Annotated in this window: 21 protein-coding genes; 6 read left to right on the plus strand and 15 right to left on the minus strand. The window is 53.7% G+C overall.

Features of this window, described 5'->3' with window-relative positions; translation table 11 throughout:
- Position 1: 1 nt before the first annotated feature.
- The 5 genes from rsfS to VFT64_03465 all read right to left on the minus strand — a co-directional run bounded on the left by rsfS (position 2) and on the right by VFT64_03465 (position 5,646).
- Positions 2–340, minus strand: coding sequence for a ribosome silencing factor (gene rsfS, locus VFT64_03445; GenBank protein HEU5046875.1), 339 nt, complete (start codon positions 338–340; stop codon positions 2–4).
- Positions 341–537: 197 nt separating this feature from the next.
- Positions 538–1,518: a hypothetical protein gene (locus VFT64_03450; protein ID HEU5046876.1), complete on the minus strand. Its 981-nt coding sequence runs from the start codon at positions 1,516–1,518 to the stop codon at positions 538–540.
- A 98-nt stretch (positions 1,519–1,616) separates the two neighbouring features.
- Positions 1,617–4,325, minus strand: coding sequence for a [protein-PII] uridylyltransferase (locus tag VFT64_03455; protein ID HEU5046877.1), 2,709 nt, complete (start codon positions 4,323–4,325; stop codon positions 1,617–1,619).
- A gap of 81 nt (positions 4,326–4,406) precedes the next feature.
- On the minus strand, positions 4,407–5,132 hold the full coding sequence (locus tag VFT64_03460; protein HEU5046878.1) for an SDR family oxidoreductase: 726 nt from the start codon (positions 5,130–5,132) through the stop codon (positions 4,407–4,409).
- Positions 5,125–5,646, minus strand: coding sequence for a MarR family transcriptional regulator (locus VFT64_03465; protein ID HEU5046879.1), 522 nt, complete (start codon positions 5,644–5,646; stop codon positions 5,125–5,127). The genes VFT64_03460 and VFT64_03465 overlap by 8 nt, the downstream gene beginning before the upstream one ends.
- 123 nt (positions 5,647–5,769) lie before the next feature.
- On the opposite strand from VFT64_03465, the gene VFT64_03470 reads away from it, so the two are divergent.
- The gene (locus VFT64_03470) at positions 5,770–5,880 is read left to right on the plus strand and encodes an entericidin A/B family lipoprotein (GenBank protein ID HEU5046880.1); all 111 of its coding nucleotides are present in this window, start codon (positions 5,770–5,772) and stop codon (positions 5,878–5,880) included.
- Positions 5,881–5,942: 62 nt separating this feature from the next.
- Here the strand turns inward: VFT64_03470 and ndk are convergent, their stop codons facing one another.
- From ndk to VFT64_03500, 6 genes are all read right to left on the minus strand, one after another.
- Positions 5,943–6,368 (minus strand): nucleoside-diphosphate kinase, encoded by a 426-nt coding sequence (gene ndk, locus VFT64_03475; protein HEU5046881.1) that lies wholly within the window; start codon positions 6,366–6,368, stop codon positions 5,943–5,945.
- Between the two features lie 133 nt (positions 6,369–6,501).
- Positions 6,502–7,089 (minus strand): YdcF family protein, encoded by a 588-nt coding sequence (locus tag VFT64_03480; protein ID HEU5046882.1) that lies wholly within the window; start codon positions 7,087–7,089, stop codon positions 6,502–6,504.
- 4 nt (positions 7,090–7,093) lie between these two features.
- Positions 7,094–7,636, minus strand: a complete 543-nt coding sequence (locus VFT64_03485; GenBank protein ID HEU5046883.1) for an HAD-IIIA family hydrolase — start codon at positions 7,634–7,636, stop codon at positions 7,094–7,096.
- Complete coding sequence (locus tag VFT64_03490; GenBank protein HEU5046884.1) at positions 7,633–8,559, minus strand: hypothetical protein; 927 nt, start codon at positions 8,557–8,559, stop codon at positions 7,633–7,635. The genes VFT64_03485 and VFT64_03490 overlap by 4 nt, the downstream gene beginning before the upstream one ends.
- Positions 8,556–9,104: a DUF2155 domain-containing protein gene (locus VFT64_03495; protein ID HEU5046885.1), complete on the minus strand. Its 549-nt coding sequence runs from the start codon at positions 9,102–9,104 to the stop codon at positions 8,556–8,558. The genes VFT64_03490 and VFT64_03495 overlap by 4 nt, the downstream gene beginning before the upstream one ends.
- Positions 9,105–9,182: 78 nt before the next feature.
- Positions 9,183–10,007 carry an alpha/beta hydrolase gene (locus VFT64_03500; GenBank protein ID HEU5046886.1) on the minus strand — a complete coding sequence of 275 codons (825 nt, stop codon included), beginning with the start codon at positions 10,005–10,007 and terminating at the stop codon, positions 9,183–9,185.
- Positions 10,008–10,102: 95 nt separating this feature from the next.
- Between VFT64_03500 and VFT64_03505 the strand changes: the two genes are divergently transcribed.
- The 5 genes from VFT64_03505 to VFT64_03525 all read left to right on the plus strand — a co-directional run bounded on the left by VFT64_03505 (position 10,103) and on the right by VFT64_03525 (position 13,522).
- Positions 10,103–10,918, plus strand: a complete 816-nt coding sequence (locus VFT64_03505; GenBank protein ID HEU5046887.1) for a helix-turn-helix transcriptional regulator — start codon at positions 10,103–10,105, stop codon at positions 10,916–10,918.
- Between the two features lie 75 nt (positions 10,919–10,993).
- Positions 10,994–11,389: a tol-pal system-associated acyl-CoA thioesterase gene (ybgC, locus tag VFT64_03510; protein ID HEU5046888.1), complete on the plus strand. Its 396-nt coding sequence runs from the start codon at positions 10,994–10,996 to the stop codon at positions 11,387–11,389.
- A 61-nt stretch (positions 11,390–11,450) separates the two neighbouring features.
- Entirely contained in the window at positions 11,451–12,197 is a 747-nt protein-coding gene (tolQ, locus tag VFT64_03515) for a protein TolQ (GenBank protein HEU5046889.1), read from the plus strand.
- 40 nt (positions 12,198–12,237) lie between these two features.
- Complete coding sequence (tolR, locus tag VFT64_03520; GenBank protein ID HEU5046890.1) at positions 12,238–12,669, plus strand: protein TolR; 432 nt, start codon at positions 12,238–12,240, stop codon at positions 12,667–12,669.
- A gap of 1 nt (position 12,670) precedes the next feature.
- Positions 12,671–13,522 carry a TonB C-terminal domain-containing protein gene (locus VFT64_03525; GenBank protein ID HEU5046891.1) on the plus strand — a complete coding sequence of 284 codons (852 nt, stop codon included), beginning with the start codon at positions 12,671–12,673 and terminating at the stop codon, positions 13,520–13,522.
- Positions 13,523–13,553: 31 nt separating this feature from the next.
- Here VFT64_03525 and VFT64_03530 read toward each other — a convergent pair whose 3' ends face one another.
- From VFT64_03530 to VFT64_03545, 4 genes are all read right to left on the minus strand, one after another.
- On the minus strand, positions 13,554–14,603 hold the full coding sequence (locus VFT64_03530; GenBank protein ID HEU5046892.1) for a patatin-like phospholipase family protein: 1,050 nt from the start codon (positions 14,601–14,603) through the stop codon (positions 13,554–13,556).
- A gap of 76 nt (positions 14,604–14,679) precedes the next feature.
- Complete coding sequence (locus tag VFT64_03535; protein ID HEU5046893.1) at positions 14,680–15,192, minus strand: YfiR family protein; 513 nt, start codon at positions 15,190–15,192, stop codon at positions 14,680–14,682.
- Between the two features lie 104 nt (positions 15,193–15,296).
- Positions 15,297–16,046 carry a LuxR family transcriptional regulator gene (locus VFT64_03540; protein ID HEU5046894.1) on the minus strand — a complete coding sequence of 250 codons (750 nt, stop codon included), beginning with the start codon at positions 16,044–16,046 and terminating at the stop codon, positions 15,297–15,299.
- 212 nt (positions 16,047–16,258) lie between these two features.
- Entirely contained in the window at positions 16,259–17,002 is a 744-nt protein-coding gene (locus VFT64_03545) for an acetoacetate decarboxylase (protein ID HEU5046895.1), read from the minus strand.
- Positions 17,003–17,027 lie beyond the last annotated feature (25 nt).

Raw genomic sequence — 17,027 nt, forward strand, 5'->3', positions numbered from 1 at the left:
ACTACATCGCCGCTTCGGCCATGGCCGGCATCGCCCACATTTTCTCCAGGTTATAAAGGCTGCGCGCCTCCTGGCGGAAAAGATGGATGATGATATTGCCAGCATCGACCACGATCCAGTCGCTCTCATTCTTGCCTTCCACGGGGACATGCTTGAAGCCTAAAGCCTGAAGCTTTTCCACGATATGATCGGCAAGTGCGGAGAGATGTTTCTGTGAGAGTCCTGTGGCGACTATCATGTAGTCGGCCAGGCTGCTTTTATTGGTAAGGTCGATAGCAGCGATATCAGAAGCTTTATCGGAGTCGAGTAACTCCTCAATGACGTTTTTCAGTTTATCCACATGAATGGTGCGGTGTTTGGTGACTATATTCCGTCCCTCCCTTTCTACAAACTGTAGTTATATTATGACACGAATCTCGCCTGTTTCCAAGGGGTATTTAGGGGTGAATTTAGCAAAAATTTGCTGTGAAATGGCTGATTTATAAGGTTTCTATGTGTTTATTATGACCGCACCGTCAACAGGAAGATAATTGCATTTCATCTTTGTGGGGCGTTTGCAGGGCTTGCTACGCCTTCCGCTTCAAGGCGCTCCACATGGGTTTGCTCCATTTTTCTGTTGTGCAACAGGGCTTGAACCGCAGATACGGCGCCGTTGGCGAGAGCGCCTGCAGCGGCGTAAATGGCCACGGAGGCGGCATTTTCCTTAAAGCTATGCTGCTTTAACGGCATGCGCGGCTTGGTGGGAGTGGCAAAAGCATCGGCAACGATACCGACCATTGTGCCGATGACAGCGCCAAAAACAACACCTTTGCCTGCAGCGCCTGCAACATTTTTCTGATTGTTCGTTTCATCCGGTTCACGGGGCGGCACGCTGCTCTGCGGGGCATTTGCTTTGCTTACGGCCGGTTGACTCGAAGGGGGCTGAAAACGCAAACCGGGAATCTTATTGGCCAGTTTGGCATAACGCATTTCTGTGTCGGGGGTGAGCATTTCCTGTGTGAATATCTTATTCCTTGCATGCTCTTCGAACAGGGGATGTGCGACGACTGTTCCGGTAGCGTCCATAGCAATGGCGCAAATGGGGATGGAATTGCGCCGCGTTGCCATAGCGCTGGCAGTAGGCTTTTCCGCGCCAAGCTCCAACTCAACGGGTTTGCCATTTAAATTAAACCCGATTTTGACCAGCTGGTTTTGAAGATCGACACCTTCAATCACTTCAAAATCCGTGGCGCCGGGAATATGCGCAACATGCTCGCGGATGGCATTTTCGATTTGTTTTGCTTTTACGTCTGGTGATTTGTCCGAGTTGGCGTAACGATCAAAAGCGTCCGTGCGGGCCCAGAGATCGTAATCATGCACATTCTCGAAATTTCCCATATAATCGTCCCGCAAGGCACCGCCCATAAGTACGACATTCTGAAAGCCGACATTCTCTGCTCCACGCACAATATCCAGCGCCGGCGGATGCGGTTGCCAGTTCAGAGTAACAGCTGTGTGAGAAGTAGCGGTATCTGCCATAGCGCGGATTTCTTAACGCGAGATTCTCTTTTGTCCCATAAGTATACAGGAAATGTATTGCAGCTTTATGACAATCCAATGAAGAAAAAGGAGAAAATCTATTTTTTTGCTTTATCCGGCCCCGCTGAAAGCGCCGCGATAAGCAGCTCCTGAATCTGGCGGATTTTTGTATCGTGGAAAATCTTCATGCCAAACGCGTCCTTAACGTAAAACACATCCACGGCGCGCTCACCGTAAGTAGTGATGTGCGCGGTGGAAATGGTCAGGTGCAGGTCGGAAAGCACTTTGGTCACACGGTAAAGAAAGCCCACGCGGTCACGCCCAGTAACCTCAATGACCGTATGGTTCGTGCTGAGCTTGTTTTCAATGTAAACATGCGGCGGTACTTTAAATGCTTCCGTGCGGCTGGGGTAGGGGAGCTTGACGGCGGCTATTTCCTTTTCCAGGTCGATCGTGCCTTCCACAGCGCGATTCATGAATACGCTGAGACGCGCGAGTTTATCGGGTTTGTCGAACGCCGTGCCATCCGTATCCTGAATATGGAACATCTGGATCGCAATGCCGTTTTTCAGCGTGAAAATCTTGGAGCTTACAATCGTGGCCCCGGCAAGCGCAATGGCGCCTGAGGTGCGCGAGAACAGGCCGGGACTGTCATTCGTGCACAGGATCATATCGCTGATGGCGCGGAACGTATCGCTGCGTGTGTCGAGCACGAGCGGAGAGCCGGAATGCTCCACCTCACGCAGCACGCGGGCGATGCGCGCATGCGTGGCGGCATCGAAACTGGAGCCAAAAGAAGTGGCCACCTGATCCAGATATTCATCGATATGCTCAGGCTTCCACCCCGGCAGCAATGTGATCATTTCGGCGCGCAAGGACGCGATTTCGGAAGTATGGTCCTGCCGGTCGGTGACGCCCATTTTTTCTTCGGCAGCATAATAGAGCTCACGTAAGAGCGCGCCCTTCCAGCCGTTCCAGACATTAGGGCCTACGGCGCGGATATCCGCCACCGTGAGCAGCAACAGTAGCCGCAGCCTTTCCGGTGACTGCACGGCTTCGACGAAATCTTCAATCGTTTTGCTGTCATGGAGGTCGCGCTTGAAGGCCGTGCGGCTCATCAGCAGATGCTGGCGCACAAGCCATGCGCAGGTTTCTCCTTCATATTCGTCAAACCGGAACCGCCGTGCGAGCTTGCGCACGATCACTTCTCCGAGTACGGAATGATTGCCGCCACGCCCTTTGGCGATATCGTGCGCCAGAAGCGAGAGGTAAAGCACACGCAGAGATTTAACGAGCTTGTACTGCTGGCTGGCGAGCGGAAACTCATCCGCATATTTGCCCGCGCCGATATTATGGATAATACCCAGTGCGAAAATCGTATGCTCATCCACCGTGTAGACGTGATACATATCGAACTGCATCTGCCCCGTCACGCGGCCGAAATCCGGAATGAATTTACCCAGCACGCCCGCCTCGCTCATGCGGCGCAAAGTTGGTTCCGGATTACGTTTCGACAGCAGAATTGCCATGAATGCGTCATTGGCTTCATCGTTGCGGCGAAGCGCGGCATCCACAAGCCACAGGCTGCGCGTGACGAGCTGCATCGTATGAGGATGGATGTCGAGATTATGCTCATGCGCGGTCTGAAACAGCGTGATCAGCAGCAGCGGATTATCGCGAAATGAATCATCGGAAGCAACGGCCAGACGCTCGCCGTCGAGGTGGAATTCCCCGAGGCTGCCATCCTGCTGCATGCGCCGTGCAAGCGCCACGCGCGGTTTGCGCTTGCCGTTTTCCTCTAGCACCGCGCATACGCTACGCGTCAGGCTGCCGACATTGCGCGCGGCCAGGAAGTACTGTTTCATGAAACGTTCCATGAAGCGCGAAGTGCTGTCATCCTGATAGCCCAAAGCCAACGCGACCTGGCGCTGCATATCGAACGTCAGGCGTTCTTCTGCGCGCCCTGCGATGAAATGCAGATGGATGCGCACCTGCCACAGGAACTCCTCGGCTTTCGAGAAAGCCTTGTATTCCTCCGGCGTCAGGATTTTCAGTGTGATAAAATCTTCCGGCGACTTCGTGCGGTAGATATATTTCACGAGCCAGATCAGCGTGTGCAGGTCGCGCAAGCCCCCTTTGCCTTCTTTGAGGTTTGGCTCGAGCACATAGCGCGAATCGCCCATGCGCTGGTGACGTGCATCGCGCTCGGCAAGCTTGGCCTCAACGAATTCAATGGTGCTGCTGTTCTCGATATATTCATCGAACGCTTTCGTGAAGCGATCGAATCGCTCCTCATTGCCGCATACCAGTCTTGCATCCAGCAGGCTCGTGCGGATGGTAATATCCTCATGCGCTTTCTGCAGCGTCTCATCGACGGTGCGGATCGCGTGGCCGATATTGAGGTTCAAATCCCACAGGCAGTAAAGCATCCAGCTGACAAAGGCTTTGTCTTCCGCGGTTTCGTTTTCGTAAAGAAACAGCAGGTCGATATCCGAATGCGGAAACAACTCGTTGCGGCCGTAACCGCCGACTGCAATAATGGCCACATCATGCTGGAGGTGGGGCTTTGCAATTTCCCACAGCATCTGGATAATCATATCGACGGCAAGCGCATAGCCCGCCACGAAATCCGGACTTTTGCCATGCAATAGGAAACGCTGTTTCAGCATGTCGCGCGCATGCGCATAAGCGCTGCTGATAGCGGGCATGGCGGCAAAGCGGAGCGCTTCCAGCGTCTCAGCCTTACCTATCTGCTTGAGCACATGGGTTTTATCGATAAGGAGATCGGAAGGAATCAGTTTTGTCATGGGCGCTGTAAAGTGACGGTGGTTACGCGATGGCCCATCATACAGCAATACCAAGTATTGTTAAGCGCTTAATGGAATGGTTCAGGCAAGCCGGTGCCCACCGTCCACGTCAATTACGGCACCGGTGGTAAAGCCGCTGCTCATTGCAAACAATACGGCCTGTGCGATATCTTCCGGAACGCCGGTTCGCCCGACAGGGAGTCTTTCTGCCATGGCGGCAAATCGCTCCTGTTTGGTTTCCGACGTCATACCAGGCATTAGATCCCAGATAGGGGTATCCACCCATCCGGGCGAAACAGCATTTACGCGTACTGGGGCAAGCTCCAGCGCCAGCGCACGCACAAGCCCTTCCAAACCGCTATTGAGTGCAGCGGCGGCACTGCCGCCTTTCATAGGACGTTTAGCAGCGATGCCGGTGATAAAAGTCAGGCTGCCATGCAGCGGCAGGCGGGTTCCGCCTTCCTGCGCCACAAAATAAGGGCCGAAGAACTTGGAACGTGCTGCGCGTTGCAATTGCGGCTCATCCAGTGTGGTGAAAGGACCGTATACAAGGTCGGCAGCTGTGACGACAATATGATCGAGCGTACCGGCTTCAGCAAAGAAGCGAGTCACTTGCGCTTTATCACCGATATCGACAGTAAGCACCTGTGCGGCAGGGATGCCGAGCTTGGCCGCGGCATTGTTCAGCTTCTGCCGGTTACGTCCACCAATAATAACATGAGCGCCTGCTTCCAGTGCGGCGCGTGCAATGGCAAGACCCATGCCGGAACTCCCACCAATGATGGCAATGTGTGTGTTCTTAATCATTCGGTTCCTCCAGCCTCAGCAGTATTTTTCGTAAAAGCTCTTCCAGCGTCTGGCGTTCCGCTGCGCTTAAATGGGCTACCATGGAAGCTTCCGTCTCCAGGTGCTTTGCAAAGGCTTCGTCTATAAGCTGTTTGCCTTTATCCGTGAGGCGCACGCACTGGCTGCGCCGGTCTTCGGAAGCGGCATGGCGCTGCACGAGCCCTGCGCGTTCGAGGGAATCGATACGGTTCGTAATAGCGCCGGAAGTAAGCGCCAACGATTTATAGAGTAGCGTGGGTGTCGCCTCAAAAGGCGGCCCAACACGTCGCAAAGTCGCCAGCACATCCAGCCCGCTGCGGTCGAGCCCGTATTGCGTCAGCGTTTTGCGGATAGGTGCTGCCGCCAGCGATTCGATGCGCAGAATCCTGCCGATGGTTCCGAGCGCCGAAGTATCGAGCTGTGGACAAGCGCTTTCCCATTGCTGACAGATACGGTCGATAAGATCGGGTGAGGCGGTGTATTTATTTGTCTTCATGTTAATTATCTTAATATAAAGATATATACTAAGTCAAGTCAGCATTTATATTTTGCCTTGTCTTTGGACTGGATTGACTTATTTTTGGACAAAACAGCGAATGGATAAGATATGACGAAGAAAATCCTGGGAGCCGCAATACTTCTGTTGATACTCGCCTCCTGCAATACGTTCAGGGGTATGGGAGAGGATATCCAGGCAACCGGCCGGGCGATTGATAAAGCCGCGCGGTAAAAGACATAAAAAAGGGGCGGTAAAATCTACCGCCCCTTCTTTTTTCTAAACCGTGCCGTTGATTAGTTCGGCAGGATTTCCATATCGCTAAAGAAGAAACGGATTTCCTGTGCAGCGTTTTCCGGTGAATCCGAACCATGTACGGAATTGCGTTCGATGGATTCGGCGAAGTCCTTGCGGATCGTGCCGGGGTTAGCGTTAGCCGGGTTCGTAGCGCCCATGATTTCACGGTTCTTAAGAACGGCGTTTTCACCTTCCAGCACCTGCACAACGACCGGAGCGGACACCATATATTCTACGAGTTCGCCGTAGAACGGGCGGTCTTTGTGAACGATATAGAACTGCTGGGCCTGCTGACGGCTCAGGCGGAGGCGCTTCTGGGCGATGATGCTCAGGCCCTGCGTCTCGAAGTAGCTGTTGATCTTGCCGGTCAGGTTACGCGCGGTAGCATCCGGTTTAATGATTGAAAGTGTACGTTCTTTTGCCATTTTTTATCCATCTGGTTGGTTGAATGGCATCTCAATACGCACTTTCGCGCAATTTTGCAACCCTCAATTATAGATCAAGCACACAACCGCATTGGGAAGGGGCAAACTATGCTCGCTCCCCTTAAGCAATCAATTAACGCAGAAAACTTAAGAATAGGCTGGCGATATACTTATGGTATTCGGATAATATAACCTTGGCGCTTTGCCAGGATTGCCACCATTTATCATCTTGGAAGTTCCGTGTGAATACGGGTTCCGGCAATAGAATGAGATTTGGCGCCGCTTCATGGATTTCATGGACGCTGCGCGGAATATGGTAATTGCCCGTCACCAGCAGGATGCTTTCCACATGCTCCGTCTTCGCCCATTCGGCGATTTCGCTGGCATTACCGATCGTGCTGCGCGCCTTATAGCCGAGCGTAACGCTGCCGGGCTCGATGCGTGAAGCATAATCGCGATATGGGTGTTTGCGCAGAAGGGAGGCAAGCGTGACGCCCGGTTCGACACCGGAAATAAACATCTTGGGTGCGCGCCCCTGAGCAAGCAGTTCGAAGCCTGATTCCAGGCGCAGATTGCCGCCTGTCAGCACCACAATAGCGTCCGTATGGACGGTATTATTGCCCGGGCTTTGGGGAATCATGGCGACGAACGCGCAGAATCCTATTCCCCACAGCAGCGTAATCAACAGCAGAAAAAACAGCAATGCTCGTTTCATCGGCATAACCTTATTGTCCTGCCACGATCTTATTGGCGGCCTCCAGTATATCCGCGCATACCGTCACAGGGCGCAACCGCGCCGGAAGGGCACGCGATGCCTCGCCGCCTTTTCCTGTTAAAACCAGATAACGCGGACAGCCTGCAGCGCTGGCTGCTTCCATATCTGTCGTGGCGTCGCCGATAAACGGCGTATTTTCAGGTTTCGCGCGGTACTGTTTCATGGCTTCCAGCAGCATACCCGGCGCGGGCTTGCGCCGCTCGGTCGCCTGATCCGGGTGATCCGTACAGGCAAAAACAGCATCAATCCGCCCCCCATGCCGCTCGACCTGGCTGCGTAGTGACTCGTGGATTTCCTCCAGCTTCTCCAGCGTTATAATGCCGCGCCCCACAACGGACTGATTCGTAATCATCACGCAAGCAAAGCCCTCGCGTTTCAAAAGCGCCAGCGCATCGAACGCGCGCGGGTAAATCTTCAGCTCGGCAGGCGAGGTCACAAATCCCGGGATTTCCTCATTGATAACGCCATCACGATCAATCAGGACAAGCTTCATGGCGCTCTGCTCAGGCTGCGCAGGACCGACATGCGTGCAGCCGCAAGCGCCAGCATGCTCATGAATAATGGAAGCGCAAACAGGATGAACCAGTGGAACAGCGAAAGCGAGAAAGAGGGAAAGAGCGGCGAATCCAGGTGATGCGCCATGAAATGCAGCACCAGCAGCGTAATAGCGGCGAAACCGCTGCCGATAAACGCTCCCTTGAGAGTCAGCAAGGCGGCATGGTTCTGGAACTGTGACGCGATATACCCATCCACCGCACCAAGCCTGTGCAGCAAATTGACCGTGCCCCGGTGAATCTTGAGCGAGGTCTTGCAGGCAAAAATCACGACGGAAGCGGTCGTGGAAATGATAAGGATGGCAATGATTGTCAGTGTCGTCTGCACAGCGCCGATGAAACTGGAGAACTGGGCCATCCATTTTTTATGGTCGTCGAGTGTAGCGCCGGGGGCAAGCGCCGTGATCCTCGCGCGCAGCGCCTCGTAATCCAGCGTGACGCCGGGAGTAAGCTGTGCTTCGATCACGGTGGGCAGCGGCAAATTGCCGAGAGCATCCGTCTTGCCGAACCAGGGTTCCACCATTTTCTGCATGCGTGCGGTGCTTAAGATATCAGCACTCTTGACGCCGCCGGTTTCCCGGATCAGCGCAAGCACCTTGGCGGAAGGATCATGGTCCTTATCCGCGATATGCGGCAGGTTCACGGAAAACGACCAGACCTGCGCATTGTCGGTCGCAGCAATAGTGTGGCTGAGCGTAAAGCTCCCCGCCAGCACAAGCGCAGCCAAGTACACCATCAGCGCAATGATCCACGGAAGAAAGCGGCTGGCTTCATCGCGCGAAAGGGCGATATCCGCCCTGACATCCAGGTGCAGCCACTTAATAACTTTCCCCAGTTTCGTTCTGCGTAAATACTTCATCATTTTTTTGATTCCGTCTTTTTGCATGCGAATACCGTAATATCATAGAACGGATTTTCCAACGAAGAAATGCTGGGGCTTGCAGAAAACATCCAGCCCAGGAAAACACGTTCCGGTGCTTCCTGCGGGCGCTTCTCGTAGATTTCAAGCAGGGCCGCATTGTCAGGGTGATCTTCCGGCGCGGACTGCCAGCAACTGTGAAGCGTAATGGTCAGCGCGTCAAACGTAACAGGTTCGCCGATCTTGGCTTCGATGCGCTGCGCATGGCCTGTCACCTTGTTCAATCCCAGCAGCAGGACAGTGTTATAACCTGGCTGAAACCCTGTCAGCGGCGGCGTGGCGGGAGCGGGCGAAGCGGGAGTAGAGACCGGCTCCTTTGCTTTAGTGCCCTTACCGGGTTCATGTTCGGCGGGCATGGATTCATCTGCTTGGTCGGGTTCTTCGACATCCTCATAGTTTGGGGCCGGATTGGAAGCCGGTGCGGTTTGCGCATGCACAGGCGCGGCGAGCATCAGGAGGGCGGCCAGGAGAAAGAAGCATCTATACATAAGCGGCGGATATTGATTTATAAGGATAGACTGTCCCTATACACCTTTATCGCCGCTCTGTATAGTCTGCCGCACGTATTATTCCCGCTTCATAATTTCTGCGTGGAACTCGCTGATATCTCTCAAGAGGCGCTGCGCATGTGTGAAGATCAGCCCGTGCGGCGCATCGCGGTAAATCTCAAGCCGGCAATTCGGAAAGAGTTCGGCGCTGCGGTGTGCGAAGGCTTCAATCGGTTGGGAAACATCCTTGTCGCCGTGAATCAGCAGCACAGGCATATCCATCTTCGGCAACACCGCCGTGAAATCCGCATCCATATTCGTGCGCTGGCACTGGCACAGCGCATTGAACGAAACGCGCATGAGCATCTGGCGCACCCAGTCTTTCATGCTGGGCAGCGTGTCCGGCATGAAGAATGCGTCTACATTGTCATCCACCCATCTGGGCAAATTATCGCGCATGGCCTGATAGTTCAGCTCTAACAGGTCGCTTGGGAACGCTCCCGGATTGGCGGCACTTAAGCGCATGGCGGGAGTGGTCGTGCCAATGAGGATAACACCTTTGACGCGCTTCGTGCCGTAGCGGTCCAGATAGTGTATGACTTCCCCGCAGCCCATGGAGTGTCCGACGATTAGCACGTCCTCCAGCTTCAGCCGCTCGATTACATGATGCAGGTCGCTTGCGAGCGTATCGTAATCGTAGCCTTCGCCCGGATCGCTGGAGTTGCCGTGGCCGCGCCGGTCGAACGCGACGCAGCGGAAGCCTTGCTGGCTCAGCATATGCATGGGGTAACCCCAGCCTTCGCTCGACAGCGCCCAGCTTGAGACGAATAAGATGGTCGGGCCATTGCCCCAGTCGCGGTAAAAAAGCCTGACGCCGTTTTCCTGTTCAATCCAGTTCTTCATAAGTGTTTCTCCTTGCGTTTGTGGTTAGTAAGCCTATCTTTGCATGAAGAAGGTAATGAAAACCATTACCTCACAGGTAATAAAATGAGGGCGGCATGCAGCAGGTTCAGGAAGGCAATATCGGTGGGTTGATCCGCCAGTGGCGCGTACATCGCAGGCTGAGCCAGATGGATTTTGGCCTGATGGCGGGGGTGTCGAGCAGGCATTTAAGCTTTATCGAGACAGGGCGTTCAAAACCCAGCCGCGAGATGATCCTGCAGCTGGCTCGGTCTTTGGAGCTTTCTTACCGGCAGACCAATGCCATGCTGAAGGCAGGTGGTTTTGCGGAAATTTACAGGACGGAAGAATATAATGATGTGCAGCTGAAACTGCCGCTGGAAGTGATGCGCAAGATGCTAAAAACGCACGATCCGTTTCCGGCATTTGTGATCGACCGTCACTGGAATATCGTGGAAGCCAATAAGGGATTGCAGGTATTACTGGAGGGCGTGGGTCCTGCATTGCTTGCGCAGCCTGCTAACGCGTTTCGCATAAGCCTGCATCCGAAAGGGCTGTCTTCGCGCATTATCAATTTTGCGCAGTGGCGTGCCTTCGCGCTTGATCGTCTTGCGCAGGAAGCGGACAAAACAGCAGATACGGTGCTGGCTGACTTGCTTAAAGAGTTTCGGTCTTATCGTTATAAAGCGGCTACGTTGGAAGAGAGCATAGATGCAGCCTATGCGGACACGCCCTTTATACCGTTCAGGCTGAAAACGGATTTGGGTGAACTTAACCTGTTCGGTACCGTCACGCGGTTCGGTACCCCTAACCATGTGCTGCTGTCGGAGCTCGCCGTGGAACAGTTCTTCCCGGCGGACGAGCAAAGCGCCAAAGTCATGCGTACCTTGCATTCACGTTGCGCTAAAACATAAAACTGGAAATTTACCGTTGCCGTTTTCTAAATTCTGCGGCATAAAGAACAGAATTTAGCGCATTGCTTTCGTTCTATGAAGCCAGCCCATACCTGTCAGTACAGAGTCTATTACGAAGATACGGACACCGCAGGGATCGTTTACTACGCTAATTATCTGAAATTTGCTGAGCGGGCGCGTACGGAATGGCTGAGGGAACTGGGGTTTTCCCAGTCCAAATGGCTGGCCGAAAGCGGAATCGGGTTTGTCGTGCGGCATTGCGAGGCGGATTTTATCGCTCCGGCAAGGCTGGATGACATGATCTCGATTGAAACGCACTTGCAAGAAGCAAGCAAAGTGCGTATGAAAATGCGACAGATTATAAAAAGAAATGAAAAAACACTTGCCGACCTGACTGTCACCATCGCATGTGTGAAGGAAGGGAAACCGGCGAGATTGCCGCCAGAGCTGGAGAAATTGGGAAAACGGTAACGCATGGAGCGTAGTCGTTTCCCTGAACTTTGCGTATTTCACATTTTCGAGGTATATTACCATGGTTAACACCGCCGTCGATCCCGTACAGGCAACCGATATTGCAAATGGCGTTGCCGTTCCTGTAGCCCACAAGATGTCCTTCCTCGGCATGTTCATGAGTGCCGAGCCGGTCGTTCAGATCGTGATGCTGATGCTCCTGCTGGCATCCTTCTGGGCATGGGCGACCATTTTCGACAAATGGCTCACTTTCCGCACCATCAACGCTAAGGCCACGAAATTCGAGACGGATTTCTGGGCGAGCGAGGCGCTGGATAAATTCTATGAGCGCGTGAAGAAAAAAGCCAACCACCCGATGGGGGTCATTTTCGTCGCGGCGATGGACGAATGGTTCCGCTCCCGCATCCGCGATATTGCAGCGGCTAACCTTGCGCAGAAACTGGGCGTACGCGAGCGCATCCATCAGGTGATGATGGTGGCGCGCAACCGCGAGATTGAAAAGCTGGAAAACGGTCTGGGCTTCCTTGCGACCATCGGTTCCTCCGCGCCGTTTATCGGCCTGTTCGGCACGGTACTGGGTATCATGCACAGCTTCACCTCGATTGCGGTAGCGAAGAATACGTCGCTCGTAAGCGTGGCTCCTGGTATCGCGGAAGCGCTGTTTGCGACCGCGATCGGGCTTTTCGCGGCGATTCCGGCGGTGATCGCCTACAATAAATTCTCCGGCGAGCTGGAAAAATTCTCTGGCAAGCTGGAAGATTTCAGCGTTGAGTTCAATCTGTTGATGTCACGTCAGATCGAGGGATAATATGGGAGCGTCGTTAGGATCTTCCGGTGGCGGCGGGGGCATGCGCTCCAGGGGCTACCGCAAGAAAAGCTTTTCGGAAATCAACGTAACGCCCATGGTGGACGTGATGCTCGTGCTGCTGATCATCTTCATGGTGACCGCACCGATGCTCACCGCCGGGGTGCAGGTGGACCTGCCCAAGACGAAGGCTGCTCCCTTGAACGGTCAGGACGAACCGCTCGTAGTATCCGTGCTGCGTGACGGCCGGGTTTACCTACAGGACCAGAAGGAGCCGATTGCGCTGGAAGCGCTGGGGCCGAAACTGGCGGCGATTACAGGCGAGAAAACCGATACGCGTATATTTGTGCGCGGCGATAAGGACGTGGATTACGGTACGATCATGCAGGTCGTCGGCGAAGTGACTTCCGCCGGACTCACCAAAGTAGCGCTTATCACGGAGCCGTCGCAAGGAACCTCCCGCAAAGAGAGATAACATGCGTGTATCCATGTCAAAGGGGCAAAAATACTCGCTGGGACTGCATCTCGCACTGCTGCTGTTCATGATTTTCGGCGTACCGGATTTCCTGCACCGCAAGTTCGACGAGCAGCCGGTGGCCATTTCCGTGGATATATTACCCATCTCTAAAATTAGCAACGTCAAGCCGCATCCGCAATCCGAGCCGCAGAAGAAGCAGCCAGTAGCGGAAAAGCAGACGGAGCGTAAGGCAAAGGAAGAGACGCATCAGAAAGCGCCGCCACCACCGCCGAAAAAAGAAGAAGTCGTGAAGAAAGAGCCGGAGAAACCGAAGGAAACGCCTATTCCGGTCAAGAAAGAGCCTCCGAAGAAAGAGGAAAAGAAGAAGGTCGAGAAGAAGAAAGAACCGGAAAAGCCGAAGGAAAAGAAAGAGGACGATCTCGACAGCATTCTGAAGAGCGTGGAGAAGCAGGCAAAAGCGGAGGAGTCCAAGCACCCGACGCAGCAGAAGACCGAGCCGAACCAGCATAAGGCCGTTTCGGATCATTATAACGCAACTCAGCCGCTTTCCATGAGCGAAACCGATGCGATCCGCCAGCAGCTCGAACAATGCTGGACGCCGCCGGAAGGAGCCAAAGACGCCGGGAATCTGGCCGTGTTGCTGAAGATCAGCGTCAATCAGGACGGCACGATTACATCCGTGAATCTGGCGCAGGATCGCAATCGCTATAATTCAGATACGTTCTTCCGTGCAGCAGCAGATTCGGCCATGCGCGCAGTCAGGGAATGCAGCCCGCTTAAGCATCTGCCGGAAGGCAAATACGATACCTGGCGCGAGATGGAGCTGAACTTCGATCCGAAGGATCTATAGGATATATCTAAGAGGCCGCCTAAACGGTCTCTTATTTTTTCCGCATCTTGGGGTGCTTCACATGCGCTAGGAACGCTTCCTCGATATTGACACTCGAGCCTTTGCCGATCATGTCGAAATTCCGGTCCAGCCAGCGATCCGCCGCCTCACGGCCGAGCTTATGCAGATAGCAGAAGAAATCCCAGCTTACATTAAGCTTGCTGGAAGCATTCATATGCTGCGTGGTTTTGTGCGACTCAATCAGATGGATGTTAAGCATGCGATAGTTTGGGTCGGTAAGGTGGCCCTGACTGATGAGTCTGTTAGTAAAATGGATCGCCCGCATTTCGGCGATCAGGCTCGCATTGAAGGAAATTTCATTGAGCCGGTTGATGATATCCTTGCCGTCCTTGGGCACGCCCTTGCGGACGATCGGGTTGATCTCAACAATGATGATATCGCTTGTGTTGCAATGATAAGTAAGCGGCCAGATACTCGGGTTGCCCATATAGCCGCCATCCCAGTAGCAGTCATCCTCAATCTCCACGGCCTGGAACAGAAAGGGAAGGCAGGCGGAAGCCATAATGGCATCCGGCGTCAGTTCATGCTGACTGAAAATACGCGGCTGGCCGGTCGTCACCGACGTTGCGGCGATAAAAAGTTTGATAGCATCCGAATCGCGCAGGCGCTCGAAATTAACGGAACGCTCCAGCACGGTGCGAAGCGGATTGATGTTGAGTGGGTTGGTCTGGTAAGGCGAAAAAATGCGCGTAAGCACGTCGAAGAACATAAAGGATGGCGACCAGTCCATATTCCATAGCTTGAACAGCTTCTGGAACGGCGCATGCTGGATGGGGCTGAGTTTACCTAGTTCCGAAACATTATACCAGAACGTATCAAGCGCCTCTCGCGCCCCCTCGCGTCCGTTCTCGGCGTAGCCGTCCGCAAGTACGGCCGCATTCATAGCCCCTGCGCTGGTGCCGCTGATCCCGTCAATCACCAGCCGTTTGTCTTCCAGCAGACGGTCAAGCACGCCCCAGGTATAGGCGCCATGTGCGCCGCCGCCCTGCAGGGCCAGATTGATGGATTTCGTGGGGGCCATGTTGGTCTCCGTCTTAAGAAATATGTGCGATTTCGGCGCAGTAAGTCTAGGGGGGAAATCCCGAGCAACGCAAGTTTTATTTATTTTTTATGACCTCGGCGATTTGGAGCAGGCGTGCATCGATCACCAGACCGCTCTCCTGTGCATTGCTGATATTGATGCGTAGGCGCGACTGCTGCCGGGAAAACAGGCCAATGGTATTCTGCATGGTCGCCAGTTCGATAATGCCGCCATGGTCTGCAAAACCCGGCTCCGGACTGACAGTCAGTACCGGATGGTGTCTGGTGTGGTTAAGTAGCGCAGAAGTACGGGCTTCATCGCTGTCGCTGATATACAGGATGGAGCAACCGCTTATCGCATCGTCATTGGCAGGCGACACAAGTGTAATATTTGGATGCCGCGTGCCCTCCATGTAATGTTCAAAAGCCGCGTCGCCGCTTACGCACAGGGTAGGGTCAGGCGCAGCGGAAGGCCAGGTGACGAATTTGGAAAAATTATAAATCAGGGCCGCCTTGACGGGATAATTCTGCGATATGCTGTCGGACGAATCTCCGGCGGCACTGGCAGCAGCAAGCGGCCAGACAAGCAAAACGGTTCCAAGAACAAATATTTTTATAAAGCGTGTAAACATGGGGGGCGTAGTTAAACTGGTTTTAGAAAAACTATACACCTATCCTAAAGGATAGTTTTTTGTCAGGATTGGATGATGTCCAGAGGTATAAAGCCGAGCTTAATGGCCTTGGCGACACAGAGCGTTTTGGAGTTAGCGTGTAATTTGGCATAAATATTCTTCGCATGAAATTTAACAGTAGCCACGGTGCAGCCCCGAATCACGGAGATCTCTTGGGAGGTTTTCCCCTGAGCCCACCATTTCAGGGTTTCGATCTCGCGTGTAGTGAGGGAAGGCAGGGCGGATTCCGGCGTTTCCTGTTGAAGGTTAAGATCGCAATAGGCGAGATGGAACTGTTCCGTCATCAGCTTGATACGCGACAGCATGTTTTTATCCGGCGCCACGCCGCCCGCACTGCTCGCGATCCCCACGGCGGCAAGGCTGCCATCCACCCCGTGCAATGTGACTCCGACCCCGTCATGGAGCCCCGCTTCCTTGCCTTGCCGCATAAGCAGCGTCTGGCTGGCGCTCATGCGCATCATCGTGTGCAATGAGTCCCAGGTGAATACCGGGCGTCCCCGCAATACATTAAGCACCACAGGATCGATTCTTCCGTATCCGTGTTCTTTATAATAGCGCACCCAGTCTTCCGGATAACTATATTCGATACCGTGGCCTGCGCGCTTGCCCAATGCCGGAAAGTCGGTAAGAAACGTATAGACGGTGCGGTCAAAGCCAAGCCTGCCCAGGGCGTTTGTGTAAAGCGAAAATAATATTTCATTCGACGCAGCAGCGTTGGTCTGGTCGATGAAATCCTCAAGAAAATACTGCATAGCCTACGCTTTGTAGACTATTAAGCGCCAGAGGCAAGCGCCAAATGCACGCAAAACGCGACAGTCTCGGTTTGTTTGAAGCCAAAACAGGCGATGAATTAGTCTTTTTGTCGGGGCAAGAAGCGCGGTCAGAAGGCCGCGCCTCTTTAGTCGCCGAAGGCGTTAGGCTCCTGCAAAGGCCAGGAGGCCTTTGCAGGAGCAATTATATAACCCTACTTCAAATAATCATGCAGCACCCTGCCGTAAGGCAAGGTCATATCGCCGATCATATGCATGCCGCCTACGACGCGTTTCACGGCGAGGTCCGCCACGGGGGCATTGACATGCGGCACGAGATGAATGCGCGCCGGGCCGCTCCAGCAGCCTTTAACGGTGATCTCGGTCATGTTATAGGCGACGAGCTGCGCTACTTGCGGCTTGCCGTCCACACCGGGAATAAGCTTCAGGTTCACCTGTGTTTTGCCGAGTATGGCCGCCGTCTTTTCCGGCTCGCTGATATGGCTTTCGTTCTTATAGGCCATCGTTCCCAGTGCGACGAGTTGATCTGCATAATGCAGTCTTCCTGTCAAGGTGTCTTTTATTACATCTAGTTTAGGTTCGGCATTCTTTTTAGGGAACCCCCAGATTTCACGACCGGCGGCAATAGGGGCTTCGTCATTGAGATACATGGCGACAATAAAGTTGCAGGCTTCCCCTTTATACGTGCACGGGATAATGCAGCCGCTCTCGCTATACGCGCCGAAGCCGCTGCTGTCAGGCATATTAATCCACTCGAAAGAAACGAGATTATCTTTGTTCGGCTCTAGCGGCTCCGGCACGATGGAGCGGATGATTTCAGCGTCGGATTCATACGTAATAACAAGAAATTCGCGGTTGATGAAGCGATAAGGGCCACGGGGATAACTGGGGCCGAGTGCCGGCATGGAGGAAAGGTTCAGTATCTGTTCTTTATTCATATCATCCTCATTAATGCATTGATTT

It is taken from the genome of Rickettsiales bacterium, from assembly GCA_035765535.1.
Classification (GTDB): domain Bacteria; phylum Pseudomonadota; class Alphaproteobacteria; order Rickettsiales; family JABCZZ01; genus JABCZZ01.